21 protein-coding genes and 1 other annotated feature are annotated in these 26,282 nt (G+C 58.2%); of the genes, 10 read left to right on the top strand and 11 right to left on the bottom strand.

Going from position 1 to position 26,282, the window contains the following annotated elements:
- Positions 1-25: 25 nt before the first annotated feature.
- The 3 genes from dnaX to ET34_RS0117915 all read right to left on the bottom strand — a co-directional run bounded on the left by dnaX (position 26) and on the right by ET34_RS0117915 (position 3,186).
- Entirely contained in the window at positions 26-1,966 is a 1,941-nt protein-coding gene (gene dnaX, locus ET34_RS0117925) for a DNA polymerase III subunit gamma/tau (protein ID WP_031524372.1), read from the bottom strand.
- Positions 629-693, bottom strand: a sequence feature (DnaX frameshifting element). It overlaps the preceding gene by 65 nt.
- 135 nt (positions 1,967-2,101) lie before the next feature.
- Positions 2,102-2,653 (bottom strand): adenine phosphoribosyltransferase, encoded by a 552-nt coding sequence (gene apt, locus ET34_RS0117920; protein WP_031524370.1) that lies wholly within the window; start codon positions 2,651-2,653, stop codon positions 2,102-2,104.
- Between the two features lie 155 nt (positions 2,654-2,808).
- Positions 2,809-3,186 carry a DUF454 family protein gene (locus tag ET34_RS0117915; protein WP_031524368.1) on the bottom strand — a complete coding sequence of 126 codons (378 nt, stop codon included), beginning with the start codon at positions 3,184-3,186 and terminating at the stop codon, positions 2,809-2,811.
- A 66-nt stretch (positions 3,187-3,252) separates the two neighbouring features.
- On the opposite strand from ET34_RS0117915, the gene priC reads away from it, so the two are divergent.
- Positions 3,253-3,780, top strand: a complete 528-nt coding sequence (gene priC, locus ET34_RS0117910) for a primosomal replication protein PriC (RefSeq protein ID WP_031524366.1) — start codon at positions 3,253-3,255, stop codon at positions 3,778-3,780.
- Positions 3,781-3,800: 20 nt separating this feature from the next.
- Complete coding sequence (gene rsmS / locus ET34_RS22135) at positions 3,801-3,956, top strand: pleiotropic regulatory protein RsmS (protein ID WP_072002063.1); 156 nt, start codon at positions 3,801-3,803, stop codon at positions 3,954-3,956.
- Positions 3,957-3,977: 21 nt separating this feature from the next.
- Here rsmS and mscK read toward each other — a convergent pair whose 3' ends face one another.
- Positions 3,978-7,331, bottom strand: coding sequence for a mechanosensitive channel MscK (gene mscK, locus ET34_RS0117900; RefSeq protein ID WP_031524364.1), 3,354 nt, complete (start codon positions 7,329-7,331; stop codon positions 3,978-3,980).
- 111 nt (positions 7,332-7,442) lie between these two features.
- Positions 7,443-8,108: a multidrug efflux transporter transcriptional repressor AcrR gene (acrR, locus tag ET34_RS0117895; protein WP_031524363.1), complete on the bottom strand. Its 666-nt coding sequence runs from the start codon at positions 8,106-8,108 to the stop codon at positions 7,443-7,445.
- A 142-nt stretch (positions 8,109-8,250) separates the two neighbouring features.
- Between acrR and acrA the strand changes: the two genes are divergently transcribed.
- The 6 genes from acrA to ET34_RS0117860 all read left to right on the top strand — a co-directional run bounded on the left by acrA (position 8,251) and on the right by ET34_RS0117860 (position 15,142).
- Positions 8,251-9,444 (top strand): multidrug efflux RND transporter periplasmic adaptor subunit AcrA, encoded by a 1,194-nt coding sequence (gene acrA, locus ET34_RS0117890; RefSeq protein ID WP_031524361.1) that lies wholly within the window; start codon positions 8,251-8,253, stop codon positions 9,442-9,444.
- A 22-nt stretch (positions 9,445-9,466) separates the two neighbouring features.
- Positions 9,467-12,616, top strand: coding sequence for a multidrug efflux RND transporter permease subunit AcrB (gene acrB / locus ET34_RS0117885; protein ID WP_031524359.1), 3,150 nt, complete (start codon positions 9,467-9,469; stop codon positions 12,614-12,616).
- 501 nt (positions 12,617-13,117) lie between these two features.
- Positions 13,118-13,492: an Hha toxicity modulator TomB gene (gene tomB, locus ET34_RS0117880; RefSeq protein WP_031524358.1), complete on the top strand. Its 375-nt coding sequence runs from the start codon at positions 13,118-13,120 to the stop codon at positions 13,490-13,492.
- Between the two features lie 28 nt (positions 13,493-13,520).
- The gene (locus ET34_RS0117875) at positions 13,521-13,739 is read left to right on the top strand and encodes an HHA domain-containing protein (protein WP_031524357.1); all 219 of its coding nucleotides are present in this window, start codon (positions 13,521-13,523) and stop codon (positions 13,737-13,739) included.
- A gap of 233 nt (positions 13,740-13,972) precedes the next feature.
- Entirely contained in the window at positions 13,973-14,524 is a 552-nt protein-coding gene (gene maa, locus ET34_RS0117865) for a maltose O-acetyltransferase (RefSeq protein WP_031524356.1), read from the top strand.
- Between the two features lie 132 nt (positions 14,525-14,656).
- Positions 14,657-15,142, top strand: a complete 486-nt coding sequence (locus ET34_RS0117860; RefSeq protein ID WP_031524354.1) for a YlaC family protein — start codon at positions 14,657-14,659, stop codon at positions 15,140-15,142.
- A gap of 36 nt (positions 15,143-15,178) precedes the next feature.
- Here ET34_RS0117860 and ykgO read toward each other — a convergent pair whose 3' ends face one another.
- The 4 genes from ykgO to ET34_RS0117840 form a co-directional block, all read right to left on the bottom strand.
- The gene (gene ykgO, locus ET34_RS0117855; RefSeq protein ID WP_031524353.1) at positions 15,179-15,319 is read right to left on the bottom strand and encodes a type B 50S ribosomal protein L36; all 141 of its coding nucleotides are present in this window, start codon (positions 15,317-15,319) and stop codon (positions 15,179-15,181) included.
- Positions 15,319-15,585, bottom strand: a complete 267-nt coding sequence (locus ET34_RS0117850; RefSeq protein WP_031524351.1) for a type B 50S ribosomal protein L31 — start codon at positions 15,583-15,585, stop codon at positions 15,319-15,321. Before ET34_RS0117850 ends, ykgO begins: the two co-directional genes overlap by 1 nt.
- A 113-nt stretch (positions 15,586-15,698) precedes the next feature.
- Complete coding sequence (locus ET34_RS0117845) at positions 15,699-17,597, bottom strand: methyl-accepting chemotaxis protein (RefSeq protein ID WP_031524349.1); 1,899 nt, start codon at positions 17,595-17,597, stop codon at positions 15,699-15,701.
- 232 nt (positions 17,598-17,829) lie between these two features.
- A complete protein-coding gene (locus ET34_RS0117840) occupies positions 17,830-19,206 on the bottom strand; it encodes a PTS transporter subunit EIIC (RefSeq protein WP_031524347.1) in 1,377 nt (458 codons plus the stop codon).
- 299 nt (positions 19,207-19,505) lie between these two features.
- Between ET34_RS0117840 and ET34_RS0117835 the strand changes: the two genes are divergently transcribed.
- Positions 19,506-20,705: an enolase C-terminal domain-like protein gene (locus ET34_RS0117835; protein WP_031524346.1), complete on the top strand. Its 1,200-nt coding sequence runs from the start codon at positions 19,506-19,508 to the stop codon at positions 20,703-20,705.
- Here the strand turns inward: ET34_RS0117835 and ET34_RS0117830 are convergent.
- The gene (locus ET34_RS0117830) at positions 20,693-21,415 is read right to left on the bottom strand and encodes a GntR family transcriptional regulator (protein ID WP_031524344.1); all 723 of its coding nucleotides are present in this window, start codon (positions 21,413-21,415) and stop codon (positions 20,693-20,695) included. The genes ET34_RS0117835 and ET34_RS0117830 overlap by 13 nt on opposite strands.
- A 131-nt stretch (positions 21,416-21,546) precedes the next feature.
- Here ET34_RS0117830 and ET34_RS0117825 point away from each other — a divergent pair, with 131 nt between their 5' ends.
- Positions 21,547-23,139: an EAL domain-containing protein gene (locus tag ET34_RS0117825; RefSeq protein ID WP_051640570.1), complete on the top strand. Its 1,593-nt coding sequence runs from the start codon at positions 21,547-21,549 to the stop codon at positions 23,137-23,139.
- A gap of 25 nt (positions 23,140-23,164) precedes the next feature.
- Here ET34_RS0117825 and ET34_RS0117820 read toward each other — a convergent pair whose 3' ends face one another.
- Positions 23,165-26,257: a beta-galactosidase gene (locus ET34_RS0117820; protein ID WP_031524340.1), complete on the bottom strand. Its 3,093-nt coding sequence runs from the start codon at positions 26,255-26,257 to the stop codon at positions 23,165-23,167.
- Positions 26,258-26,282: the final 25 nt, after the last annotated feature.

The following is a 26,282-nucleotide window of genomic DNA, read 5'->3' as shown; positions in this document are numbered from 1 at the left end:
TAACAACAGACGACGCCGCCGTCTGTCAAAGGGGGCGGATACTCTCTTCATCCAGGTCTGCGTCAAAGAATCGGCGCAGCGTCTGGATATTGTTATCCGCAATAATTGATTCCCGCGCCTGGGCGAGCTTCTCTTCGTAAATAGCCTGCCGCCACTCCAGCGGCGTGCGCGTCGCCGGATTATCATCTTCAATGATAGTCAGTTCAACATCGATACCGTAAAGATTAGTCATCGCCTCGGTCAACACCTTCAGCGCGCCGGGCGAGTTGAGATGACGTTGTGTCGAGCGCAGATGCAGGCAGATGCGGTTGCCGTCCTGCTCTTTCCAGGCGTTAAGCGCCACCTGCTCCACCAGCTTCGGCACCTGCAGGCGACTGACGTCTGCCGCCCAGGCGTCGCGCTCGATGGCTTCCGCCGCAAGCTTCGCGGCCAGCTCCGGCGTCTTCTCATGTTCAAGGGCGGTGCGCAGCGCCTTCGGCGTCGCCACTTCCTCTTTTACTTCTTCGGTTTTCAGCTGCGAGGTCCAGCGATAGGCCTCTTTTTTAACCGGTGCCGCTTCCTGCGTTGACGCAGCCGGGCGGGACTGCACGCGTTCGGTTACCGAGGCGAGGCGTTCCAGCGCGCTGTTATTCACCGGCCGCGCTGTACCTCGCGCCGCCGGTTCACTCTTTTTTGCTTTGGCGGCTCCCTGTGCGCGCTGCAGCTGGCTGCGCGCCTGGAGCACCTGGCTGGTGGCGTCCGGCAGCGGGGTATCGCTGCGCGGCGGGGCCGCCGCCTGTGGGGTATGCACCGGCGGCGCATTAACCACCGGCATTGACTGCGCGGAGGCTGCGACCGGCGCGACAGCACGCGGTGCCGCTTCCGGCTCCGGCAGCGGGGCCTGCGGATGGAACGCCAGCGCGCGTAGCAGGGTCATCTCGACGCCCATGCGACGCTCGGGTGCCCAGGGCAGCTCTTTGCGGCCAATCAGCAGCGTCTGGTAATAGAGCTGAAGATCGGCAGGCGAAACGGTGCGCGCCAGTTCACGCAGGCGCTGTTCGATGGCGGCCATGTCGCTGCCGATGGCAGACGGCGTAAGCTGCACCATGGCAATGCGGTGCAGCAGGCCGAGCATCTCCACCAGCAGGGCTTCCCACTCGATACCGCGCCCGGCGGCCTCGTTGAGCAGCGTCATCACACGCTCGCCGTCGGCGTGTACCAGCGCTTCCACCAGCGACAGGGCCTGGTCATCATCCAGCGTGCCAAGCATCTCGCTCACGGCCTGGGTGCTGACCTGACCATCGCCGCTGGCGATAGCCTGATCGGTCAGGCTCAACGCATCGCGCAGGCTACCGTCTGCGGCGCGGGCCAGCAGCTGCAGTGCGCGCGTGTCGTAGCCAATGTTCTCCTGGCCCAGCACGTGCTCCAGCTGAGCGCGGATCTGATCCGGCTCCAGCGCTTTAAGATGGAACTGCAGGCAGCGCGACAGAATGGTCACCGGCAGCTTCTGCGGATCGGTGGTCGCCAGCAGGAATTTGACGTGTGCCGGCGGCTCTTCCAGCGTTTTCAACAGCGCGTTGAAGCTGTGACGCGAGAGCATGTGCACTTCGTCAATCAGATAAACTTTGAAGCGGCCACGCGCCGGTGCGTACTGAACGTTGTCCAGCAGGTCACGGGTATCTTCTACTTTGGTGCGCGAGGCGGCGTCGATTTCAATCAGGTCGACAAAGCGGCCCTGCTCGATTTCACGGCAGTTGTCGCACACGCCGCACGGTGTGGCGGTGATGCCGGTCTCACAGTTGAGACCTTTCGCCAGCAGGCGGGCGATAGAGGTTTTACCAACCCCGCGCGTGCCGGAAAACAGATACGCGTGATGAATACGACCCAGTGACAGGCCATTTGCCAGCGCGGTCAGTACATGTTCCTGGCCGACGACATCAGCGAAGGTTTGTGGACGCCATTTGCGGGCTAAGACCTGATAACTCATGGGCAGGCTCTGAAACGCTAAGGGGTGGATGCTAAGGGGGGTAATGCTAACACAGCCCCACCGGATCGGCGAGGCTGCGTGTCATCAATCTTCCGGTCTGGTTCGCAACGCCTGGCGGCGCGGTGACCGGGAGGATCAATGGCCCGGGAACGGCACGAGGCTGAAGCAGTTGATGCCCTGCTTCTCAAGACGCTGTTCGCCGCCGAGGTCAAACAGATTGATAATGAACGCGGCGTCGGTCACTTCGCCACCGAGGCGGCGGATCAGCTTAACGGTGGCTTCGATGGTGCCGCCGGTCGCCAGCAGATCGTCCACCACCAGTACTTTATCGCCTGGCTGGATGGCATCGATGTGGATCTCCAGCTGGTCGGTGCCGTACTCAAGCTCGTAGCTTTCGGCGATAGTTTCACGCGGCAGCTTACGCGGCTTACGCACCGGCACGAAGCCGACGCCGAGGGCAAGCGCAACCGGCGCGCCAAACAGGAAACCACGCGCTTCGGTCCCCACGACTTTGGTGATGCCCGCGTCTTTATAACGCTCAACCAGCAGTTCGATGCTGAGCGCGTAGGCTTTCGGGTCTTCCAGCATGCTGGTTACGTCGCGAAACAGAATACCCGGCTTCGGATAGTCGTGGATGCTTTTAATACTGTTCTTGAGATAGTCAAGCTGCTGCGCAGTTGCGGTCATGGATAGTTGCCTGATAAATACGGTATTACTCACAGCGCGCCCACCTGAAAACAGGCCGGGATGTATTGCTCATCCTTTGACCAGGCGCGGCTGTACTCGAAAACGCTCGAATTTACTGACTGTGGCGGACAATTGCAACAGCCAGCGGTGCGGCTTCACGGTTTTTGTTGTTTTTCGTCAATCACCGGCATTCGCCACATAAATATCAGCAGGCAGGTTAAGATAACCAGCAACAGAATGCGTACCCACATGATCTTTACCAGCCACAGTGAGATGGCGAAGGTCACCAGAATCACCGCGATGGCACGGGGTTTAGCGCCGGGCGGCATCGCGCGATACTGCTCCCAGTGCCGGATGTAGCTGCCAAACCACGAGCGGTACAGCAGCCAGTGGTGAAAGCGCGGCGAGGACTGGGCGAAACACCAGGCGGCAAGCAGTAAAAAAGGCGTGGTCGGCAGCAACGGCAGCACCACGCCCAGCGTCGCCAGCACTACCGCAAGCCAGCCTGTGATGAGTAAAATAGTCCGTTTCATAGCCCTGACCACAAAGAGATGACGCGCTATCCTAGCATAGCGCGCCTCGATTTCATGGAGAACCATGTGAAAACCGCCCAGCTCCTGGATCTGCTGGATACCCGCCTGAGCGATCTTGACCAGCGCATTGCGCCGCTTGCCGGGCACGACAGCATCACCCCGCGCTTCGATCGCCAGCGCTTTCGCACCACGGGCCGCCGGATGCAGGATTTCCTTGATGAAATCCATGCCAACGCCGCTCAGCTGCGCGCATGTGCGACCGCTAACGAAACCGAGCAGGTGGCGTGGCTTGCACAAACCGTGGCGCTGCAGATTGAAGCCCTGCAGCGCGAAGCAGCAAGCTGGCAGCTGCGCACACATGACAGCGCCCATACCGGGCTGGGCAAACTGCATAAAAAGCTGCTGGAGCACCAGGAGTTTGAACGCCGGCTGATTGAGATGAAGCGTGAGCGCGAACTGCGCGTCGCAGAGGTCGAAACCCTGGTGGAGCAGCAGCTGCTGCACCGGGAAATTGATGCTCTCGAAGGGCGTCTGGCGCGCTGTCGCGATGCCACCCAGAACCTTGAGCGCGCGTTGACGCGTCTGCGCCGCTAACCTTATACAGAGGAGTAATTATGTCGCTGGAACAGGCATCTGATGACGTAAAACTGGCAGTGGATCTGATCATGCTGCTTGAAGAGCATGCGCTAGATCCTGAAACCGTGCTGAAGGCGCTGGAAATCGTCCAGCGCGATTTTGAAAACAAGCTGGCGGCGCAACGCTCCGGTTAACGAAGGCTACGCCGCCGGACGTCAGGCGATCGCCGGGGCGTCACCCTCACCTTTATTGATATCGCGCTTCACCTCGGTGTGCTCCTCGCCTTTCTCATTGCGCAGGTGCACTTCCAGCTGGTTGAAAGCGATGTTGATCCCGTTCTCACGGCACAAACGATCGATGGCGCGGTTCAGCTCATCCACGGTGAAGCTGCGGTCGCGCAGCTCGCGCACATAGAGGCGCAGCTCGTGATCCAGCGTACTCGGCCCGAAGGTGGTGAAGAACACTGCCGGCTCAGGATCGTGCATCACTTTCGGGTGCTCCATCGCCGCCTGCAGCAGGATCGCCTTCACCTTATCCAGATCCGAACCGTAAGCCACACCAATCCGGATCACCACGCGGGTGATGGTATCCGACAGCGACCAGTTGATCAGGCGTTCGGTGACGAAGGCTTTGTTCGGGATAATCACCTCTTTGCGATCGAAGTCAGTAATGGTGGTGGCGCGAATGCGGATCTTGCTGACCGTGCCTGAGAAAGTGCCGATGGTCACGGTATCGCCGATACGCACCGGGCGCTCGAACAGAATGATCAGGCCGGAGACGAAGTTCCCGAAGATTTCCTGCAGGCCGAAGCCCAGACCGACCGACAGCGCGGCGGCCAGCCACTGCAGTTTGTCCCACGACACGCCGAGCGAGGCGAACACTGTCATCGCCCCGGCAGCAATAATCACGTAGTTAAGAATGGTGGTGATGGCGTAGGACGCCCCCTGACGCATCTTCAGGCGCGACAGCACCAGCACTTCCAGCAGGCCCGGCAGGTTACGGATCAGCGCCCAGGCGACGGTAAAGGCCACCAGCGCGAACAGCAGGCTGCCCATCGTCACGTTTTTCACCACCGCCGCACCGGCTTCGGTGCCGTTGTAGTGCCACAGCACCACGCTGTCGAGATAGGAGAAGACGGTGATTAAATCGGACCAGATCGCCCAGAACACTACGCCAAACAGCGCGAACATCAACAGGGTGGTCAGTCGCAGGGTCTGCTGGTTGATCTGATCCAGCGCCAGCGGCGGCTCCTGTACCGGCTCGGCCCCTTCCGCTCCCTCTTTTACCTGATTCTGACGTCGGGACACCGCACGGCGATAAGCGATGCGGCGCGCCGCCACGCTCAGCCCGCGCAGTACCGTCTGGTACAGCAGGTTCCAGACGATCACCAGATACACGGTGTCAATCCAGCGGCCCGACAGGCGCAGAGTGGTATAGAAGTAGCCGCTGGCGGTCAGCACCAGCAGCGCCACCGGCACAATCGAGAGAATGGTGATAGTGACAAGGCGCATGGTGTGCGACTCCTTGTCATGCCAGCTCTCCCGGCACATCGGCCAGACCAGCGCGGCGATCACCAGCAGGTTGATGAAGATCATCGACTGGCCGACCACGTCATCCATCAGGTGCAGCGGCGACAGCTCGGCCACCACCGACCAGAACAGCAGCGGGAGCAGCGCCAGGCTGATGCGCACAATCTGTCGCCGCCAGTGGCTGGTGATCTGAACAGGCATATTGAAGTGGTTCACCGCCACGCCGTCTTTTTCCAGCACGCGCCAGCACAGGCCGAATACCAGCCAGAACAGCGCCAGCTCTTTGCTGAACGCCCACAGCAGTTCGCTGACGCTCAGCTGCATCACGTGCAGGATCAGGCCGACCGCGAGAATAATCAGACACACCGGCAGCGCGAGGATCAGGTTTATCAGGATAGCTTTCGGCGTGTGAAGCTGGCTGTCGTTACGCAGCTGCCCGACCTCAGAGGCCAGGCGCGCCAGATACTGACGCATCCAGCCAAAGCGCCAGCGAATAAGTCCGGCCAGCAGCACCAGCGGCAAACCGGCCAGCAGCGCCAGCGCCACCGCCGGCCAGGCTTTATCCCAGTTCACCGTGAACTTCATCGCTTTGATCTGGTCATGCAGCGCACCGGGGAAGGCTTTGATCCACTCCCAGTCCATCGGCTTGTTGCTGTTTACCCAGAAGATCTGCTGGGTCAGGATCTCTTCAAGACTTTTACTGACGCTCATCAGCTGCTGCTGGTTAATCTGCAGGTTGATGGCCATCATCAGCTGGTTGCCCAGCTGTTTGTTGAGCTGATCGAGCAGCGCGCGACGCATGTCGATCACTTCCAGCAGCGCATCATGCACTTCGCTGTTGACCTCGCCCTGATGACCCTCTTCCAGCTTCGCCACCCAGGTATCGCCCTGGAACAGCTCATCACGCTGCTGGTTGATTTCAAACTGCTCCAGACGCAAATCGGCGATGCGATTGGTCATATCCTCCAGCTCGTCCGCCGACGGCAGCGTCTGCTGCTGCTGATAGAGAATACGCGACAGCAGCAGGCTGCCTTTCAGCACCGCAATCTGCTCTTTCAGGTTGCGCTCGGACTGCAGCGCCCGGTCGAGCCAGTTCTTCACTTTGATATTGCGCTCAACCAGCGCGTTACCGCTCTGCGTGGCGGCAATCAGGCGCTCACTGAGCTGGTGGTTGAGATCCAGCTCCTGGCGCACCAGCGGGTTGTTCTGGATGCGCGAGGCATCATCCGGGGAGAGCGCTTCCTGGGCTGTTTTCTCGGTCAGCGTCAGACGCTTGTTACTCACCGCGGTTTGCAGCAGCTGAATCTGATGCTCAAGCTGATTGATGTTCGCTACCACATAATCGCGCTGCTTCTGCAGGCTGTCCTGCAGCACGGTGTTGCCTTCAAGGCTCTTGCGCTGCTGATCCAGCTGGGCATTAAGCAGCACCTGCTGCACCATCAGTAGCGTCTGCTGGCTTGGACGCAGCGCCTGCTCGCCAGGCCCGGTGCCGTTGAGGCGATTACGAATGGTCTGCAGCTGCTGGGAGACGTTAAACATGGTGTTCTGCACGCGCTCCGGCTGGGTCTGGAGCGACACCAGCTGGCTGTTGAGCGTAGAAAGCTCGCTCTGGGCGGTTTGCAGTTTGTCCAGCACCGAAGCCACGCGCTGTTCGAGATCGTGCAGGCGCATGGCGTTATAACTCTGAACCGTAACGTCATCGCTGTCGCGGTTGCTGAGCTCGTTAAGATCTGCGGTGGCCTTCGCCATCTTCGCCGGCGCCTGGGCGACCCGCACCCGCAGCTGCTCGGTTTCCTGCTTTACGCGCTCGATTTTTTCCAGGGCTTCCAGGGTCTCGGTCAGATCCTGCTGGGTTAGCTTCTCTTCCCCGCTCAGGCTCTTTTGCTTATTCAGCGTATCGAGCTGGTTTTGCACCTCGCTGCGGGAAGGAAGATCGCTGTTTGCGGCTGCCACCGCGCTGGCAGGCGCGCCGAGCAGGGCGACAAAGAGGGCAAAGACAAACGCCAGAGCGGCGTGCCGGATAAGAGTCATATGCTGCATAGTTGTGTATGGATTGCCAGGCTACTGAGGACAGGGATCGTTAGAGTGGCGCAGAATAACATGGCGCTGGAAAGCAGAATAGCGGCTCACCCGGTATTGCGGAAAAATCCCTTATGGCTCCGGAGCAGCGTCGTGCTCATCAAAGGGGCGCTGCAGCGACGGACACAGCTGGTACATCTCAATCAGAATATCAACAAATTCACGCGCTTCGCGCTTCAGGTCATAGGTTTCCGGGGCAAACAGCCAGTTTTCCATAATGCCGGAGATATAGCTGCGCATCAGGATCGCCGCGCGACGCGTTTGCAGTTTCGCCGGCAGCATTCCGGCCTCAATACAGTCGTTCAGGGTCTGTTCAATGCGCTCGTTACTCGCCACGCACAGATTTCGCTGCGCCTGCTGGGCTACCGCCATTTCGCCAACAAACTCACACTTATGGAAAATGATTTCCATCATCAGACGACGGCGCTCCTCGGCTGCCGTTGCTTCCAGTACGTAAATTAGTAATTCACGTAACACTGACAGTGGATCGTCAGGAAATTTTGCCCGATACTCAATTTCTAAATCACTGATACTGGACTCTGAAAGCGCCCAGATTTCGCTGAACAAATCCGACTTATTCTTGAAATGCCAGTAGATAGCGCCGCGCGTCACCCCTGCCGCCTGCGCTATTTCCGCGAGCGATGTCGCGGATACGCCCTGCTGAGAAAACAAGCGCAGCGCAACATCAAGAATGTGCTGCCGCGTCTCAAGCGCCTGTTGTTTGGTTTTTCGTGCCATATGTGGGTGAAGTTACAGGGTTAGATTTACATACATTTGTGAATGTATGTACCATAGCATGACGATAATATAAACACAGCAATGGGTTTATGGACTTTTGATCCATTGATCAATTTTGGAATCGGACACTCGAGGTTTTGATATGAACAAAAACAGAGGATTTTCGCCTCTGGCGGTCGTTCTGATGCTCTCCGGCGGCTTAGCGCTTACAGGATGTGACGATCAACAGGCTCAGCAACAGGGTGCGCAAGTGCCGGAAGTTGGCATTGTGACGCTGAAAAGCGAGCCACTTCAAATCACAACTGAGCTTCCAGGCCGTACTAACGCGTTCCGCGTGGCAGAAGTACGCCCGCAGGTAAGCGGCATCATCCTGAAGCGTAACTTTACCGAAGGCAGTGATGTGGAAGCGGGTGTCTCGCTGTACCAGATTGATCCGGCAACCTATCAGGCATCTTACGAAAGCGCCAAAGGCGATCTGGCGCAGGCTCAGGCCCAGGCTAACATCGCTCAGGTCACGCTGAATCGTTACAAGAAACTGCTGGGTACTCAGTACATCAGCCAGCAGGATTACGATGACGCCCAGGCGCAGGCGCAGCAGACCAGCGCTGCGGTCGTCGCGGCTAAAGCGGCGGTCGAAACCGCGCGCATCAACCTGGCGTACACCAAAGTCACCTCCCCTATCAGCGGCCGCATCGGTAAATCTGCCGTGACCGAAGGGGCACTGGTGACCAGCGGACAGACCAACGCCCTCGCCACGGTGCAACAGCTCGACCCTATCTATGTTGACGTTACCCAGTCCAGCAACGATTTTCTGCGCCTGAAACAGGAGCTGGCTAACGGCTCGCTGAAGCAGGAAGGCGGCAAAGCGAAAGTGGAGCTGGTGACTAACGACGGCAATAAATATCCGCAGACCGGTACCCTTGAGTTCTCCGACGTCAGCGTTGACCAGACCACCGGGTCTATCACGCTGCGCGCTATCTTCCCGAACCCGGACATGACGCTGCTGCCTGGCATGTTTGTTCGCGCCAAACTGGAAGAAGGCACTCGTCCGAATGCGATTCTGGTTCCGCAGCAGGGCGTGACCCGCACACCGCGTGGTGATGCCAGTGCAATGGTAATTGGCGAAGGCGATAAGGTCGAAGTGCGCCAGATTACCGCTGAACAGGCGATCGGCGACAAGTGGCTGGTAACGGATGGCTTGAAAGAAGGCGATCGCGTGATCGTTTCCGGCTTGCAAAAAGTAAGACCGGGCGCCCAGGTTAAAGCGCAGGAAGTCACGGCTGACAAGAAAGAGCAGGCTGCGGCCAATGGTCAGTCAGAACAACCTCAGTCTTAACTCAAACAGGAGCCGTTAAGACATGCCTAATTTCTTTATCGATCGCCCCATCTTTGCCTGGGTGCTGGCGATCATCATCATGCTGGCTGGGGGACTGTCGATCCTCAACCTGCCGATAGCGCAATATCCTTCGATTGCGCCGCCGGCGGTGACGATTTCGGCAACCTATCCCGGGGCTGATGCGAAAACCGTGCAGGACACGGTGACGCAGGTTATCGAACAGAACATGAACGGTATCGATGGCCTGATGTACTTCTCCTCTAACAGTGACTCCACCGGTACGGTGCAGATCACCCTGACCTTCGAATCCGGTACCGACGCGGATATCGCGCAGGTACAGGTGCAGAACAAGCTACAGCTGGCGATGCCGCTGCTGCCGCAGGAAGTGCAGCAGCAGGGTGTGAGCGTACAGAAATCGGCGAGCAGCTTCCTGATGGTAGCCGGGGTGATCAACACCAACGGCTCCATGACCCAGGAAGATATCTCCGACTACGTCGCCGCAAACATTCAGGACCCGATCAGCCGTACGCCTGGCGTGGGTGATGTGCAGCTGTTTGGTTCCCAGTACGCGATGCGTATCTGGATGGACCCGAACAAACTGAACAACTTCCAGCTGACGCCGGTTGACGTGATCAACGCCATCAAAGCGCAGAACGCCCAGGTGGCAGCCGGTCAGTTAGGCGGTACGCCGCCGGTGAAAGGCCAGCAGCTTAACGCCTCTATCATCGCGCAGACCCGTCTGACCTCTACCGAAGAGTTCGGCAAAATCTTGCTCAAGGTGAACCAGGACGGCTCGCAGGTTCGCCTGCGTGATGTGGCGAACATTGAGCTGGGCGGTGAGAACTACGACATCATCGCGCGCTACAACAACCAGCCGGCTTCCGGTCTGGGTATCAAACTGGCAACCGGTGCGAACGCGCTGGATACCGCCAATGCGGTACGCGCCGAGCTGGATAAGCTGAAAGCCACCTTCCCGGCCGGTCTGGAAATTGTTTATCCGTATGACACCACCCCGTTCGTTAAGATTTCCATTAACGAAGTGGTGAAAACCCTGGTCGAAGCGATCGTGCTGGTGTTCATCGTGATGTATCTGTTCCTGCAGAACTTCCGCGCCACGCTGATCCCGACGATTGCGGTGCCGGTGGTACTGCTCGGTACCTTCGCCATCCTCGGGATGTTTGGCTTCTCGATTAACACCCTGACGATGTTCGGGATGGTGCTGGCGATAGGCCTGCTGGTGGATGACGCCATCGTGGTGGTGGAGAACGTCGAGCGCGTCATGGCGGAAGAAGGATTACCGCCCAAAGAGGCAACGCGTAAATCGATGGGCCAGATCCAGGGTGCGCTGGTGGGTATTGCGCTGGTGCTGTCCGCGGTATTTATTCCGATGGCCTTCTTCGGCGGCTCTACCGGGGCAATCTACCGTCAGTTCTCCATCACTATCGTTTCCGCGATGGTGCTTTCGGTACTGGTGGCGCTGATCCTTACTCCGGCGCTGTGCGCCACCATGCTGAAACCCATCGCGAAAGGCGATCACGGGGAAGGCAAGAAAGGCTTCTTCGGCTGGTTTAACCGCATGTTCGACAAGAGCACGCACCACTACACCGACAGCGTTGCCAGCATTCTGCGCAGCACCGGTCGTTACCTGCTGCTCTACATCATCATCGTGGTCGGTATGGCGTATCTGTTTGTGCGTCTGCCAAGCTCGTTCCTTCCGGAAGAGGATCAGGGCGTATTCCTGACCATGGTTCAGCTGCCGGCGGGCGCCTCTCAGGAGCGTACCCAGAAAGTGCTGGATGAAGTTACCCAGTACTACCTGGAAAAAGAGAAAGCGAACGTTAACTCGGTGTTTGCGGTTAACGGCTTCGGCTTCGCTGGTCGTGGTCAGAACACCGGTATCGCGTTCGTCTCTCTGAAAAACTGGGATGAGCGTGAGGGCGATGAGAACAAAGTGGGGGCGATTACCGGCCGTGCGATGGGCACCTTCTCGCAGATCCGCGATGCAATGGTGTTCGCGTTTAACCTGCCGGCGATCGTCGATCTCGGTACGGCAACCGGCTTTGACTTCCAGCTGATTGACCAGGGCGGCCTCGGCCATGAAAAACTGACTCAGGCGCGTAACCAGCTGCTGGGCGAGGTGGCGAAACACCCTGACCTGCTGGCGGGCGTGCGTCCGAACGGTCTGGAAGATACCCCGCAGTTCAAAATTGATATCGATCAGGAAAAAGCACAGGCGCTGGGGGTATCGATTACCGATATCAACACCACGCTGGGTGCGGCCTGGGGCGGAAGCTACGTCAACGACTTCATCGACCGCGGTCGCGTGAAGAAGGTGTACGTCATGTCCGAAGCGCAATACCGTATGCTGCCGGAAGATATTGGTAACTGGTACGTGCGCGGCTCCGATGGTCAGATGGTGCCGATTACTGCCTTCGCCAGCACGCGCTGGGAGTACGGTTCACCGCGTCTGGAGCGCTATAACGGCCTGCCGTCTATGGAGATCCTCGGTGAAGCGGTACCGGGCAGAAGTACCGGTGAAGCAATGGATATGATGGAACAGCTGGCGAGCAAGCTGCCGGCGGGTATCGGCTTTGACTGGACCGGTATGTCCTACCAGGAACGTCTCTCCGGTAACCAGGGCCCGGCGCTGTACGCTATCTCGCTTATCGTGGTCTTCCTCTGTCTGGCCGCGCTGTACGAGAGCTGGTCGATTCCGTTCTCGGTCATGCTGGTGGTTCCGCTCGGGGTACTGGGTGCGCTGATTGCAGCCTCGTTCCGCGGCCTGACCAACGATGTCTACTTCCAGGTGGGCCTGCTGACAACCATTGGGCTATCGGCGAAGAACGCGATACTTATCGTGGAATTCGCCAAGGACCTGATGGACAAAGAAGGCAAAGGGCTGATTGAAGCGACGCTGGAAGCGGTACGTATGCGTCTGCGTCCCATCCTGATGACCTCGCTGGCGTTTATCCTCGGGGTAATGCCGCTGGTTATCAGCACCGGCGCGGGTTCCGGCGCACAGAACGCCGTAGGTACTGGCGTAATGGGCGGGATGGTAACGGCTACCGTGCTGGCTATCTTCTTCGTACCGGTGTTCTTCGTGGTGGTTCGCCGCCGCTTCCACCGGAAAAATGAGGATATTGAGCACAGCCACAAGGTTGAGCATCATTAATTCCCATCTTTCCTCAAAAGGCCGCGTAACGCGGCCTTTTTTATTGGTTGCGCGCCATAATCTAAATGCGTCACGTCCGGACGGGAAAAATTAATTACTATTTATCGGGATCATTACCCGCAGAAAAATAGCGTGAAAGATATTAATACAATTGGTGAAATCTAATTCAGAGTAATCTTACAAATAACCCTGCACCGTAGCGGCTTATATTATTAGTGGAGGATTTAAGATAATACACTACTGAATGAACCACTTATCTTACTGTCAGCGCCCTTTTAACCGCAGCAGACAATGGCAAATCATCCGTAAGTCTTATTAAGGCAGCGTTCATCATCCTTACGAACGAAATGTAATTTTTCGTAATAGCAGAAGGAAAAATCCTTAAGCGTGATTTATAGTTAATGAGACACGGCAAGACGCCGGCGTGGCCATATAGAAACAGTTATTACCCCTGTTGCGCACCTGTGTAATCAAATTTTTTTACGAAAAAGGGGGAAGCGTATGGACGAATACTCACCAAAGAGGCATGATATAGCGCAGCTTAAATTTCTCTGCGAAACTTTGTATCATGACTGCCTTGCTAACCTTGATGAAAGCCACCATGGTTGGGTTAACGATCCTACATCAGCGATTAACCTCCAGCTGAATGAATTGATCGAACACATAGCTACCTTCGCACTTAATTACAAAATTAAGCATGATGAAGACAATATTCTGATTGAGCAAATAGATGAATACCTGGACGACACCTTCATGTTGTTCAGTAACTACGGCATAAATGCACAGGACTTGCAGAAGTGGCGTAAGTCGGGCAATCGTCTGTTTCGTTGTTTTCTCAATGTGAGTCGGGCAAACCCGGTTAGTCTGTCATTTTAAAACTACTACAATCACTTAAGGTGAAAAAATGTCCACAAAGCCATTAACTAAAATTGATTATCTGATGCGCTTACGTCGCTGTCAGTCTATTGACACCCTGGAACGTGTAATCGAAAAAAATAAATACGAATTACCCGATAACGAATTGACCGTCTTTTATTCCGCGGCCGATCATCGCCTCGCGGAACTGACCATGAATAAGCTGTATGATAAAATTCCGGCCTCCGTGTGGAAATTTGTTCGTTAATCCAGCGTATTTAAATGTGAATCCTGCCCGTCACCTGCTGTCCTGAAGCCATGTTAATGTTGAGCGTCCCCTCACCTCTGCCTGCGGCCTGACTCGTTCCATTAACATGGCGCGCCCTTTACGCTGCGTTTTATCTGCAATTTGCTGCGCGCCGCGCAAAGCCGCCAGACAGGCGTTTTCTTTTTGCTGATGCTGCATTACCTTGTTGCCAGTCGTTAATAAGGAGAGCAGGAATGAGCGAAGAAAAGCGTAAAATGATTGCTGGCGAGTTTTACGATCCGGGTGACCCGACGCTGCGCGAAGATCGTATTCGCGCCCGGCATCTGGTACATCGCTATAACCATACCGCGCCGGATGAAACCGCCACGCGTAAGGCGCTGCTACAGGATTTACTGGGCGGGTGCGATAAAGTTTATATCGAGCCAACCTTCCGCTGTGATTACGGCTATAACATTTTTCTCGGTCATAATTTTTACGCCAACTTCGACTGCGTGATCCTTGATGTCTGTCCGGTGCATATCGGCAAGAACTGCATGATGGCGCCTGGCGTGCATATCTATACCGCGACTCACCCGCTGGACGCCACCGAGCGCAACAGCGGTGTGGAATACGGCAAGCCGGTTACTATCGGCGATAACGCCTGGATCGGCGGGCGCGCTATCATCAATCCTGGCGTAACGATTGGTCATAACGTGGTCATCGCTTCCGGCGCGGTAGTCACCAAAGACGTACCGGATAACTGCGTGGTAGGCGGCAACCCGGCACGCATCATCAAAACCCTGTAAACTGTCATGCTCGCTGGCGCTGAACTGTTATCGTTTTTTCAGCGCCATCTGTTACTTTTTTCTTAAGCCCCTGCTTTTTACACTAGTAAAAAACCTTCCCGCGCCCGCTGCGCACCACTCTGAAGGCCTGGAATGACTGAAATACAACGCCTGCTTAACCAAACCATCGACGAACTCAACCGCGTGGAAAAACGCGATAACCGCCCGCGCTTCAGCATCAGCTTTATTCGCAAGCACCCTGGCTTATTTATCGGGATGTATATCGGCTGGCTCGCCACCATGGCGGTAATGCTGCAGTCCGCTACGCTGTCCGGGTCAGTATGGCTGCTGGTCGTGCTGTTTGTGCTGCTGAACGGCTTCTTTTTCTTTGATGTGAACCCGCGCTATCGCTACGAAGATATCGACGTGCTTGATTTTCGGGTTTGCTATAACGGGGAGTGGTACAACACGCGCGATGTTCCTGCAGAACTGGTTGAGGCAATTATGCGCTCGCCAAAAGTGAGTGAATCGCAAAAAGCGATGCTGACTAAAATGCTCAGCCGCAAACAGACCCTCTCCTTCTACGACATCTATTCGCTGGATAAGCCCGTCGCGACCGGCGTTCCTGTCCAGGCATAACAAAACGCCCCTTGCCATCAGGCCAGGGGCGCGTTTTTATCGTTTCTTCTTCTTACCCTGCACCGCTTTAAAGCGCGGGTTCGATTTGCAAATCACATACAGCCGTCCTTTGCGTCTGACCAGCTGACAGTCAGGATGGCGCTGCTTTGCGCTGCGCAATGAGTTGAGTACCTGCATTATTTCTCTCCTTTCGCCCCGCCCAGGAAGCGACCAAAGCGCTGCTGGAAGCGAGCCGTGCTGCCTTCGTTAGAGAAGGTTTTCTGTTTCCCGGTGTAGTACGGATGCGACGCCGAGGACACGTCGAGCGTCACGTAGGGCCAGGTCTGGCCGTCGAGTTCGATTTCGCGGTCGGTCTTAATGGTGGAACCAATTTTGAAATACTCGTTGGCGCTGGTGTCGTGGAAAACCACGGTGCGGTAAAGCGGATGGATGCCGTCTTTCATCGTAATGACCTTTCTATATGTTATAACATAACAATATCGTAAGCCTGTGATGATCAAATTGCAAGCGGAGAGAAAAGCGCACCGCGGCTGCGGTGCGCTGAGAGGGAAGAACGTTACAGTCTGAAGCCGGCAACCACCTGGTTAAGCTGCTGCGTCTGCTCGGACATAGAGTGTGAAGCAGCGGAGACTTCCTGCACCAGCGCGGCGTTCTGCTGGGTGGTGCTGTCGAGCTGGTTAATCGCCAGGTTGACCTGCTCAATACCCGCACTCTGTTCACGGCTCGACGACATGATCTCACTCATCAGGGTCGTCACGTTGCGCACGCTCTGCGTCAGCTCCTCCATGGTTTTACCGGCTTCGGTCACCAGGCTGGTACCGATGTCGATATTGCTCACCGAGGCTTCAATCAGCTGCTTGATCTCGCGCGCCGACTGGGCAGAACGCTGTGCAAGGTTACGCACTTCCTGCGCCACCACTGCAAAGCCCCTGCCCTGCTCGCCGGCACGGGCGGCTTCCACCGCCGCGTTAAGCGCCAGAATGTTGGTCTGGAAGGCGATGCTGTCGATAACGCTGATGATATCCACCACTTTACCGGACGAGGCCTGAATGGCGTTCATGGTGGTCACCACCTGTTTCACCACTTCCCCGCCGCGCTCGGCCACTGCCGAGGCATCGCGCGCCAGCTCGTTGGCATTGGCTGCGTTATCCGCATTCTGGCGCACCGTGCTGGTGAGCTGCTCCATCGACGCCGCCGTCTCTTCAATCGAGCTGGCCTGATCTTCGGTACGCGCTGAGAGATCCTGGTTGCCGGTGGCAATCTGCTGAGAGGCCGACGAGATGGCCCGCGCGCTGTCCCCCACCTGGCGCAGCATCTCCTGCAGCCAGCTAATCACGCCGTTGAAGCTGTCGATCACCGCGTTGAACTCCGGGCTGCTGCCCGGCTGCAGGCGCTGGGTCAGATCGGCCCCGCCTGACGACAAACGGCTGATGTTGTGGTTCAGAGCCGCAAGGCGACCGGTCATGGTGCGGATAAACACCACCAGCACGCCGAGCAGCAGCAGCGCCAGCGGGATCTGCACCAGGCCTAAACGCGTCATGATGGTGCTGGTCTGCTGGGTCAGCAGCGCGGTCGGCAGATCCACCGCGATAATCCACGGGCTGCCCTTAATTGCCTGCAAAATCAGGGTATGCGAGGTGCCGTCGTTGTCATACTCCTGCTCCAGCTGGCTTCCCGGATCGTAGCCTTTCAGCAACCCGCTGAGGGCAGCTGCCATCGGCGTGTTCATCTGCGCCACGTTATCGAGGCTCGCTGCTTTCCCCAGCTGATCGGCATTGCCGACGATTTTGCCGTCTGCTTCCACGATCAGCACGCGCCCCTGGATCGCCTCATCCATCTGCTTCGCCAGCTGGTTGAAGAAGCCCAGCGTGACGTCGATGGTGGCAACGCCCCACGGCTGACCGTCTTTGTTGATGGTCATGGCGCAGTTGGTGCGCGGCTGCGGGCTGGCGTCGTCCTGATAGGCGTTGGCCCAGGCGCACTGTCCAACCGGTGCGGCCAGACCGCCCTTGTACCACACCTGTTCGTAGTAATTCGGTGCCGCGTCGGAGTTCCAGTAGGTGTTGACCTGCAAATCGTTGTTCGCGTCGCGTGCGAAGAAGGTGCTGAATTTATTGCGTCCGGCCTCGCGTTTTTCCGGCAGCGGCCAGATGCCCCCGCCGAACACGTTCACATCCTTGTACTGATCCACCAGCGCTGGCAGTACCACATCAATCTGCTCGCTGGAGAGGGCGGCTACCGTTTGCGTCACGCTGCGCATCTGCGCCTGCACGCGGTTCATCTGCTCGACGATAGCGCCCGCCACGTTACCGACTTCATAGCGGATAAGCCGCGTTTCGGACTGTTTAATCTGCGGGCTGACAAACAGCGTGATCGCAAGCGACGTCACGCCAACTAACACAATAAAGAAAAGGCACAGCGTAAGGATGAAACGGGACTGCGTGGTTTTGAACATAGACAAATTCCCTGGAGATAAAGAGGCAATGCGCCTTCTTTGGTCAACGGCACGCCGCGGGCAAACTTGAACCGTTAACGCACAGGGAAAGGGGGGATGTTGCAAAAGTGTGTACTAACTCACTGATCTTATTACCGGGATGATGTCGTCATGAAACATCTGGAAACACTTTGCATTATCGTGTTTCATAGCAGCGATGCAGCGCCCGACGAGGCGCGCTGCATCACCTGTTTTATTCCGCCTCTTTCCCCACCAGCACGGTCGTCAGGACAAACGACAGCACCAGCGCGATAGCAACGCCCAGCAGGGCAAAGATCAGATACGGGCCGATGTAGGCCGGCAGGCTGAAGATGCTCGACAGAATGTAGCCATAGAGGCGCACGCCGAAGAAGGCAATGAAAGCCGACGCCAGCGAGCTGGCTACCGTGGCGGCAATAAACGCTTTCTTGTACCGGGTTAACACGCCGAACAGCGCCGGTTCGGTAATTCCCAGCAGCGCCGAGACGCCGGCGGACAGCGTGACCGTCTTATCCTGGCGCGATTTGCTCAGACGCCAGATAGCGAAGGTCGAGCCGGCAATCGCCATGTTGGCCATAAACATCATCGGCATCAGCATGTCATAGCCGCGATCGCTAAAGTTTTGCAGCGCGATCGGCGTCATGGCGTGGTGCATCCCGGTGAGGATCGCCACCGGACGGATCGCCCCGACCACCAGCCCGGCAAAGCTTGCCGAGATGCTGAACAGCCCTTCGATAAACAGCGCCAGCCCTTTACCGAGATAGATACCAATCGGGCCGATCACCACCAGCGCGGCCAGAGCCGCCAAAAACAGCGTCAGGGTCGGGGTAAAGACGGTTTTCAGCACCTCTGGCATAAAGCTGTCCACCCAGCGATGGATGTAGCTCAGCGCCAGAATGGAGAAGATCACCGGGATAACGCTGGAGGCGTAGTTAAATACCGACACCGGGATCGCATTCAGTAGCCAGAATGCGCTCACCGCATCCGGACTGCCCGCCGCGAGGTTTTTCGCCGCCTCAATCAGGGAGGGATACATCAGACAGGCCGCCACCGCCGCCGCCAGATATTCGTTGGTTTTGAAGATCTTCGCCGCCGATACCGCGAGGAAGAACGGCAGGAAATAGAACACGCCGCTGGCGATAAGATCGATCACCACCACGGTATCGCTTTTTGCCGACACCACGTTCAGCGCTACCAGCCCGGCCAGCAGCCCCTTGATCATCCCGGCCCCGGCAATCGCCGGTACGATAGGACCAAACACGCCGGAGACGGTATCCATAAACAGCGACACCAGACTTTTACGCCCTCTACCGCCAGCGGTGCTGTCGCCAGGCGTGGCAGACGGCGTGCCGAGCATGGCCTGCATCTGCTGATACCAGCTGTTTACCTGCGGCCCGATGATGACCTGGAACTGATCGCTTTGCAGCTGAGCGCCCAGTACGCCGGGGATCTTTTTAATTTCACCCTGGTCGACTTTATTATCGTCAACCAGGTCAAAGCGCAGCCGCGTCATGCAGTGCCAGACGTTATTAATATTATCCGCCCCGCCAACCAGACGAATAATGCGCATAATTGCTTCCTGTGTCCCCATAAAACGTCCGCCAGTTAGTTGTTGTTGTCATTGATGACAGTGATGGTAGGTAAATCGCTATAACAAAACAAACCAATAAAACATGACGACAATCACAATTCACCACCAGTAAAGCCACACAACGACGCTATCTGTCAAATTGGTACGGTATATATTCATTATTCAGGCAGCTTTCTGACCAATAAAAATTATTTAAAAAAAGCGGTTTACGCCGCCGGATTATTAAGGCGATAGTGGCGGCCATCACGTCAATAAATGTCGCAACCGGCCCGCTGTTTTGTGGCCCAGGGAGTATTACGGTGTTGCCTACGCTAATTGAAAATATTGAGTGCTTTATTACCCGCCCCGACCGGCACAACCTGATCGTGGTGCGCATCACCACTGATAAAGGCGTGGTCGGTCACGGCTGCGCCACCTTCCAGCAGCGCCCGCTGGCGGTGAAGACGATGGTCGATGAGTACCTGAAGCCGCTGCTGACCGGCCGGGATGCGAATAACATCGAAGATCTGTGGCAGATGATGAACGTTAACGCCTACTGGCGTAACGGCCCGGTAACCAACAACGCCATCGCTGGCGTGGACATGGCGCTGTGGGACATCAAAGCGCAGCTGGCCGGCATGCCGCTCTATCAGCTGTTCGGCGGGAAATCGAAAGACGCCATCGCCGCCTACACCCACGCCAGCAGCGACACCCTCGACGGGCTTTTCACCCGCGTGGACGCCCTGCTGGCCGGAGGCTATCGTCATATCCGCTGCCAGCTCGGTTTCTACGGTGGCACGCCGGAAGCGATGCACAGCACCCGCAGCCCGACCCAGGGTGCCTATTACGATCAGGATGAGTACATGGCTAACACCGTTGCCATGTTTAAGGCGCTGCGCGACAAGTACGGGTCGCGTTTTCATATTCTGCACGACGTGCACGAGCGCCTGTTCCCGCAGCAGGCGGTGCAGCTGGCGAAAGCGCTGGAGCCATATCAGCCCTTTTTCATCGAAGACATTCTGCCGCCTCAGCAGAGCGCCTGGCTGGCGCAGGTGCGTCAGCAGAGCTGCGTCCCGCTGGCGATGGGCGAACTGTTCAATAACCCGGCGGAGTGGCACGATCTGATCGTCAACCGGCAGATCGACTTCATTCGCTGCCACGTATCGCAGATTGGCGGTATTACCCCGGCGCTGAAGCTGGCGGTGCTGTGTCAGGCCTTTGGCGTGCGGCTGGCGTGGCACGGGCCGGGAGATATGACCCCCATCGGTGTGGCGGTGAATACCCACCTCAACATCCACCTGCACAACGCCGCGATTCAGGAGTTCATTCCGATTAGCGACGATACCGCCGCGGTATTCCCCGGCGCGGCCGCCCCGGAGCAGGGCTTTATCTACCCCATCGAGCAGCCGGGGATCGGCGTAGGGTTTGATGAAGCCGAGGCGCTGAAGTGGCCGGTGGTCTACCGTCCACACGAGTGGACCCAGAGCCGCCTGCCAAACGGGGCGATTCACACCCCCTGAGCGCCCTGGCGGAAGGCAAGATTGTCATGATTAAAGGGGATGACGTAGGTGCAGGTGTAGTTGATATCAATGATATCGCTGATCTCAAACACCCGTCCCCCTTCCAGAATGCCACGGTTAGCGATGTGCATTGCCGGGCTGCCCTTTTTGCAGCCGAGCAGCGCCGCCTGCTCGCGCGACACGCTCACCGCCTGGTAGCTGGTCAGCATATGGGATATGCGGTAACCGCTGTCCAGCACGTACCGCTGCAGTGACCGCTCGATAATCTGCTGGTTCAGGTCGGGAAACAGGCTTACCGGCATACTTGATATCTCAATCTGCACCGGTGCGCCGTCCACCAGCCGCAGGCGGCAAAACTGCCAGATAAACGTCCCGGCCTCGATGCCAAACACCTGCTGCTCCTCGATGCCGGGCAGCTTTTTGTGCAGCTTCACCATGCGAAACTGGATCTGATCGAAACGCTTCTCGGTGATAGAGTTGTAGACCAGCGGATTGCTGCGCACGTTATCGTTGATCCAGATCCCCGACCCCTGCACGATCTTCACCACGCCAATGCTGGCCAGCTTCTCCAGCGCCTGACGAATGGTAAAACGCGACACGCCATATTCCGCAGCCAGCACCCGCTCCGGCGGCAGCTTGCGCCGTTCCCCCGGCTCGCTCTGGTAGATCTTGCTCAGCAGATCCTGGGTGACAAACTCTTTTTTCTTCATGGCGTCCCGCTGTGCTAAATGTCAAAAACCGGTGCAGCTGCAAAAGATAGCATCCTCGTCCAGGCAAAAACCACCGTCCTGTGGTTAACTCATTAGATGCCCCACCATCGTTGCACGTTCAGGAAAATGAGATGACCAACAGGCGGCTCCGGAGCCTCGTCACAGCCATACTGATCCTTGCCGTTCTTCTTCCCATCGCGCTCAGCATCTGGTTTGCCAGAAGCCACGCCAATGAGCAGTTCAATGACGAGCTGGAAACCTATACCGCCAGCGCCAGAGCGCGCGTGGAGATGGTGATTGAGCAGGCGCGCGAAGCGCTGCTGGTGCTCAATACGCTGCAAACCACGCCCTGTAGTCCAGAACATCTGCTTGCTCTGCGCCGCCTCGCCTATACGCATCGCTACGTGCAGGAAGTGATCTGGATGGATGGCCTGAGCCCGCGCTGCTCCTCGCTGGAAAGCAGCAGCAGACAGCAGCCGTTTCCGCCGCCGGACGCCGTCACCGAAAAGGGCTTCCGCGCCTGGTACACCTCGCGCACCGATCTGGACATGAGTTATGAAATGGTGGCGATCGGCCTCGATCGCTACGCGGTGATTATCGATCCGCTGACCTTTATTGATGTGGTGCCGTTCAGCAGCAACCCCATTAACCTGGCGCTGATCGGCACCGCCAGCAATCACATTATCGCCAGCACCAGCACCCTGAGCCCCGACATCTGGCAGACAGTGCGCGAAGAGCACAGTATCAGCCTCACCCGGCACGGCAACCGCTATGAAATACTGCCGCTGCTCAATGCCAAGCTGATGATTGTCGCCTGGGCATCGCTGGCCCCGCTGGAAAAGGCCTGGCGCGATCAGCTGCTGCTGTGGATGCCGTTCGGCATTGTCATCAGCCTGCTGGCGGCGGCGTTTATCCTGCGCCTGCTGGGGCGGCTGCAGTCGCCGCGCTACCGGCTGATAGATGCCCTGCATAATCGCGATCTGACCATCAACTACCAGCCGGTGGTGGAGTTAAAAAGCGGCAGAGTCATCGGTGCCGAGGCGCTGGTGCGCTGGCCGCAGCCGGACGGCACCTGGCTCTCGCCTGACGTGTTCATCCCGATGGCGGAGCAGACCGGGACCATCAACCAGCTCAGCGCGTATGTAATTGAACGGGTATTTGAAGAGATGAGCGACTGGCTGCGCCAGCACCCCGATAAGCATATCGCCATCAACCTGGCAGCGCAGGATCTCTCCTCTACTGTGCTGCTGGAGCGGCTGACCCGGTTATGCGCCGGGGCAAGCATCGCAACACGTCAGATCGTCATCGAAATAACCGAACGCAGCGTCGTCGATCCGGATATCACCGGCCCGATCCTCACCCGCTATCGCCAGGCGGGCTTTCGGGTCAGCATTGACGATTTCGGTACCGGCTACTCCAGCCTGAGCTACCTGCAGGAACTGGAAGTCGACATCCTGAAGATCGACAAATCCTTCGTGATGGCGCTGGAGCGTAAGCAGGTGACATCGCACATCATTGAGATTGCGCGCACCCTGAAGCTGGAGATGGTGGCGGAAGGCGTGGAGAGCCCGCAGCAGGAAGCCTGGCTGTGCCGGCACGGCGTGCAGTACGGTCAGGGCTGGCACTACAGTAAAGCGTTGTCCGCCCAGGCGTTTATGCGCTGGGCGGAAGAGAATCTGGCGAGCCGCGAGGACGAGACGCTGCTCGCCCCCCCTCACGCATAGCGGCGCCTCCCTGCGCCGCGGTACGTTACGCCTGACGCCAGCGCAGCGCGTAGCGTACGTTCTCCTGCTGCAGCAGAAACTCCGGCGCTACGCTCGGACTCCAGGAGTCATCCCCGCCCACGCCCATGTGGAAGGCATCAACGTGCAGCCAGCAGCCCGGCTCTTTTTCCAGCAGATGGTGATGGGTTATGTGGTGCAGCTGCGCCTGGCTGTAACGGCTGAGGGCAAAGTGGAACTGCCCGTGCAGCTGATGCGCGCCAAAGCGCAGCTCGCGGGTATCGCAGCGCAGGCCGTTATCCCCCGGGAAAATGTACGGGGTGTGCAGCGCGTCCAGCGGCAGTGTCCAGCGCCCCTGCTGTGCCGCCAGCTTGCGGTCCGGGTAGTTCTCGTGCGGCCCCAGACCCAGCCAGCTCGCCTGCTCAGGCGTCTGCGCCAGCTGGCAGGTTAAGCCGATACGCGCCGGAGCCGGAATATCGCTCGCCACCTCTACCTCGACCTCAATCTGCAGCTCGCCGTGCGCGGTAATACGCCAGGTTTTACGGCTGATAAATAACACTTTTCCCTCATGTACCCAGCGGTGCAGCGTGGCGATCTCCACCGCTTCAGCGCGCTGTTCCGCCCGGCAGCTCACCAGCACCGACGACAAGGCGTACATGCCCGCCGCTTTCCAGCGCTCCACCCACGCATTCGGATCGATGCGCGTCACTTCGCTGACGCCAATGTCGTTGTCAAGCGGTGCGCGGCTGAACTGGTCGGTCACCGGCGTAAGCAGCGTCTCTTCGCCATCGCGCCACCACTGTGCCAGTACCCCGGCGGTGCGACAGAACGCCCAGCGCTGGTTGCCATGCGTGACGCTAAAGCTTGCCTCCTCTGACGTAAGCTGCGGGGCAACCCCGTCCGTATCCGGCGCAGCGGGCTGGGCCAGCGGCACCGGCAGACGCCACTGATCCCAGGCCACGCGATGCCCGGCCGCGGACCAGGCGGTGGCGTCAGGCTGTACCACCTCGACGTTTAGCCACCACTGACCGGGCCGCGTTCCGGCAGGCAGTGCGCCCAGTTCAAGGCGCTGCGTGCCCTGCGGCGCAATCTCCAGTCGCGTCTCTCCCTGGGCCAGCACCTCGCCGTCCACTTCCACGCGCCAGCGCAGCTGCTCGTTGTCGCTGGATCGAAACAGATAGTCGCTTTCTACATCCACCACCAGCGGGCTGTGGCTCACCAGATGGAACTGGAAGAATTGCTGAGCGCGCTGGGCTTCAGACAGCGCCGGATGCGGAGTACGATCCGGAAACACCAGGCCATTCAGGCAGAACTGGCGATCGTTGGGCGTGTCGCCGAAATCGCCGCCGTAGGCCCAGAAGGTGTTGCCCTGGGCATCGGTTTTGGTCAGCGCCTGGTCCACCCAGTCCCAGACAAAGCCGCCCTGCAGCCGCGGATACTGGCGAAACGCCTGCCAGTATTTGCTGAAACCACCAAAGCTGTTGCCCATCGCGTGGGCGTATTCGCACAGGATCAGCGGACGCGTCTCGTCCGGCATGCCGATCCACTTCTTAATCGACCACTTCGGCACCGCCGGGAATGGCTGATCCTGATCGACCCTCGCGTACATCGGGCAGACGATATCTGTCGCCGTAGTGTTGGCTCCGCCGCCTTCGTACTGCACCGGACGGCTCGGGTCGTGCTTTTTAATCCACTGATAGAGGGCGTCATGCGCTGCGCCGTGCCCGGATTCATTGCCCAGCGACCAGATAATGATCGAGGGGTGATTGCGATCGCGTTGCACCATGCGCGTCACGCGCTCGCTCATCGCCGGCAGCCAGCGCGGATCGTCCGACAGGCGGTTCATCGGCACCATACCGTGGGTTTCAATATTGGCTTCATCCACCACGTACAGGCCGTAGCGGTCGCACAACCGGTACCAAAGCGGATGATTCGGGTAGTGCGAGCAGCGCACCGCGTTGAAATTGTGCTGTTTCATCAGCTCAATGTCGCGGCGCATGGTAGCTTCGTCCATCACCTGCCCGTGCTCAGGATGATGTTCGTGACGGTTCACGCCGCGGATCAGCAGCGGTTTACCGTTGACCTTCAGCAGACCATTGCTGATTTCCACTTTGCGGAAGCCCACGTCGCAGGCTTCGGCTTCGATAAGCTCGCCCTGAGCATCAAGCAGCGAGACCACAGCGCGATAGAGGTGCGGCGTTTCCGCGCTCCACAGCGCCGGCTGCTCCACCGGCAGCGTCAGCGTCACCCGCTCGGCGTAATTGCCGCGCTCGTCCACCGGAGCGCTGCCCGGCGCGGCCTGCACCTCGCCGATCAGCGTATCGTCCCGCCACAGCGCCACGGCGACCTGGCTTGCTGCCACATCGCGGCCTTCAAGATGGACCTCAACCTCCAGCCGACCGGCGCTCAATTCGCTGTTAAGCGGAGTGCGTACAAGGTAATCGGCAATGCGCGTATCGGGCTTATGCAGCAGCACCACGTTGCGGAAAATACCGCTCATGCGCCACATATCCTGGTCTTCCAGCCAGCTGCCGTCGCTCCAGCGCAGCACCAGCACCGCCAGGCGGTTATCGCCGTCGATCAGGAAATCCGTCAGGTCGAACTCCGCCGGCAGGCGGCTGTCCTGGGAGTACCCCACCCAGCGCCCGTTGCAGAACAGATAGAACGCACTGTTCACCCCTTCGAAAATGATGCGCGTCTGCCCGCCTGCCAGCCAGCCCGCATCGGGGCGGAAGGTGAGCGAGTAACACCCGGTAGGGTTTTCGCGCGGCACAAAGGGCGGCGTGGTAGCGATGGGATAGGTGACGTTGGTGTAGATGGGCGCATCGTAGCCGTGCATCTGCCAGTTCGACGGCACCGGCAGCGGGCGAGCGTCGGCGCACTCCTGCTGCAGCCAGCTCTCCGGCACCGCTTCCGGGGCGTGAAAATAACTGAACAGCCAGTCGCCGTTCAGGATTTTCCGCTGTTCGCTGATGCGATCTTCACGCGCGGCCCCGGCGCTGCGCCAGCTATTGAACGGGGCGTGGGCCGGCAGACGCTGCCACTGGGTGACGCCGGGATTTTCCCAGTCGCGGCGGGAAAGCAGCGACTGCAGGGAGAGATAAGGGGAAGTCTGATGCATGGTTAACCTCAATTGCGAAGCGCTC

Origin of the sequence: Siccibacter colletis (assembly GCF_000696575.1) — a bacterium.
Taxonomy (GTDB): Bacteria; Pseudomonadota; Gammaproteobacteria; order Enterobacterales; family Enterobacteriaceae; genus Siccibacter; species Siccibacter colletis.
The sequence above is the reverse complement of the archived record's forward strand: the minus strand, read 5'-3'. Positions and strand labels throughout refer to the sequence as shown.

Coding starts and splice junctions, on each gene's coding strand:
- dnaX (WP_031524372.1), bottom strand. CDS start 1,966: ATGAGTTATCAGGTCTTAGCCCGCAAATGGCGTCCACAAACCTTCGCT.
- apt (WP_031524370.1), bottom strand. CDS start 2,653: ATGACCGCAACTGCGCAGCAGCTTGACTATCTCAAGAACAGTATTAAA.
- ET34_RS0117915 (WP_031524368.1), bottom strand. CDS start 3,186: ATGAAACGGACTATTTTACTCATCACAGGCTGGCTTGCGGTAGTGCTG.
- rsmS (WP_072002063.1), top strand. CDS start 3,801: ATGTCGCTGGAACAGGCATCTGATGACGTAAAACTGGCAGTGGATCTG.
- mscK (WP_031524364.1), bottom strand. CDS start 7,331: ATGCAGCATATGACTCTTATCCGGCACGCCGCTCTGGCGTTTGTCTTT.
- acrR (WP_031524363.1), bottom strand. CDS start 8,108: ATGGCACGAAAAACCAAACAACAGGCGCTTGAGACGCGGCAGCACATT.
- acrA (WP_031524361.1), top strand. CDS start 8,251: ATGAACAAAAACAGAGGATTTTCGCCTCTGGCGGTCGTTCTGATGCTC.
- acrB (WP_031524359.1), top strand. CDS start 9,467: ATGCCTAATTTCTTTATCGATCGCCCCATCTTTGCCTGGGTGCTGGCG.
- tomB (WP_031524358.1), top strand. CDS start 13,118: ATGGACGAATACTCACCAAAGAGGCATGATATAGCGCAGCTTAAATTT.
- ET34_RS0117875 (WP_031524357.1), top strand. CDS start 13,521: ATGTCCACAAAGCCATTAACTAAAATTGATTATCTGATGCGCTTACGT.
- maa (WP_031524356.1), top strand. CDS start 13,973: ATGAGCGAAGAAAAGCGTAAAATGATTGCTGGCGAGTTTTACGATCCG.
- ET34_RS0117860 (WP_031524354.1), top strand. CDS start 14,657: ATGACTGAAATACAACGCCTGCTTAACCAAACCATCGACGAACTCAAC.
- ykgO (WP_031524353.1), bottom strand. CDS start 15,319: ATGCAGGTACTCAACTCATTGCGCAGCGCAAAGCAGCGCCATCCTGAC.
- ET34_RS0117850 (WP_031524351.1), bottom strand. CDS start 15,585: ATGAAAGACGGCATCCATCCGCTTTACCGCACCGTGGTTTTCCACGAC.
- ET34_RS0117845 (WP_031524349.1), bottom strand. CDS start 17,597: ATGTTCAAAACCACGCAGTCCCGTTTCATCCTTACGCTGTGCCTTTTC.
- ET34_RS0117840 (WP_031524347.1), bottom strand. CDS start 19,206: ATGGGGACACAGGAAGCAATTATGCGCATTATTCGTCTGGTTGGCGGG.
- ET34_RS0117830 (WP_031524344.1), bottom strand. CDS start 21,415: ATGAAGAAAAAAGAGTTTGTCACCCAGGATCTGCTGAGCAAGATCTAC.
- ET34_RS0117825 (WP_051640570.1), top strand. CDS start 21,547: ATGACCAACAGGCGGCTCCGGAGCCTCGTCACAGCCATACTGATCCTT.
- ET34_RS0117820 (WP_031524340.1), bottom strand. CDS start 26,257: ATGCATCAGACTTCCCCTTATCTCTCCCTGCAGTCGCTGCTTTCCCGC.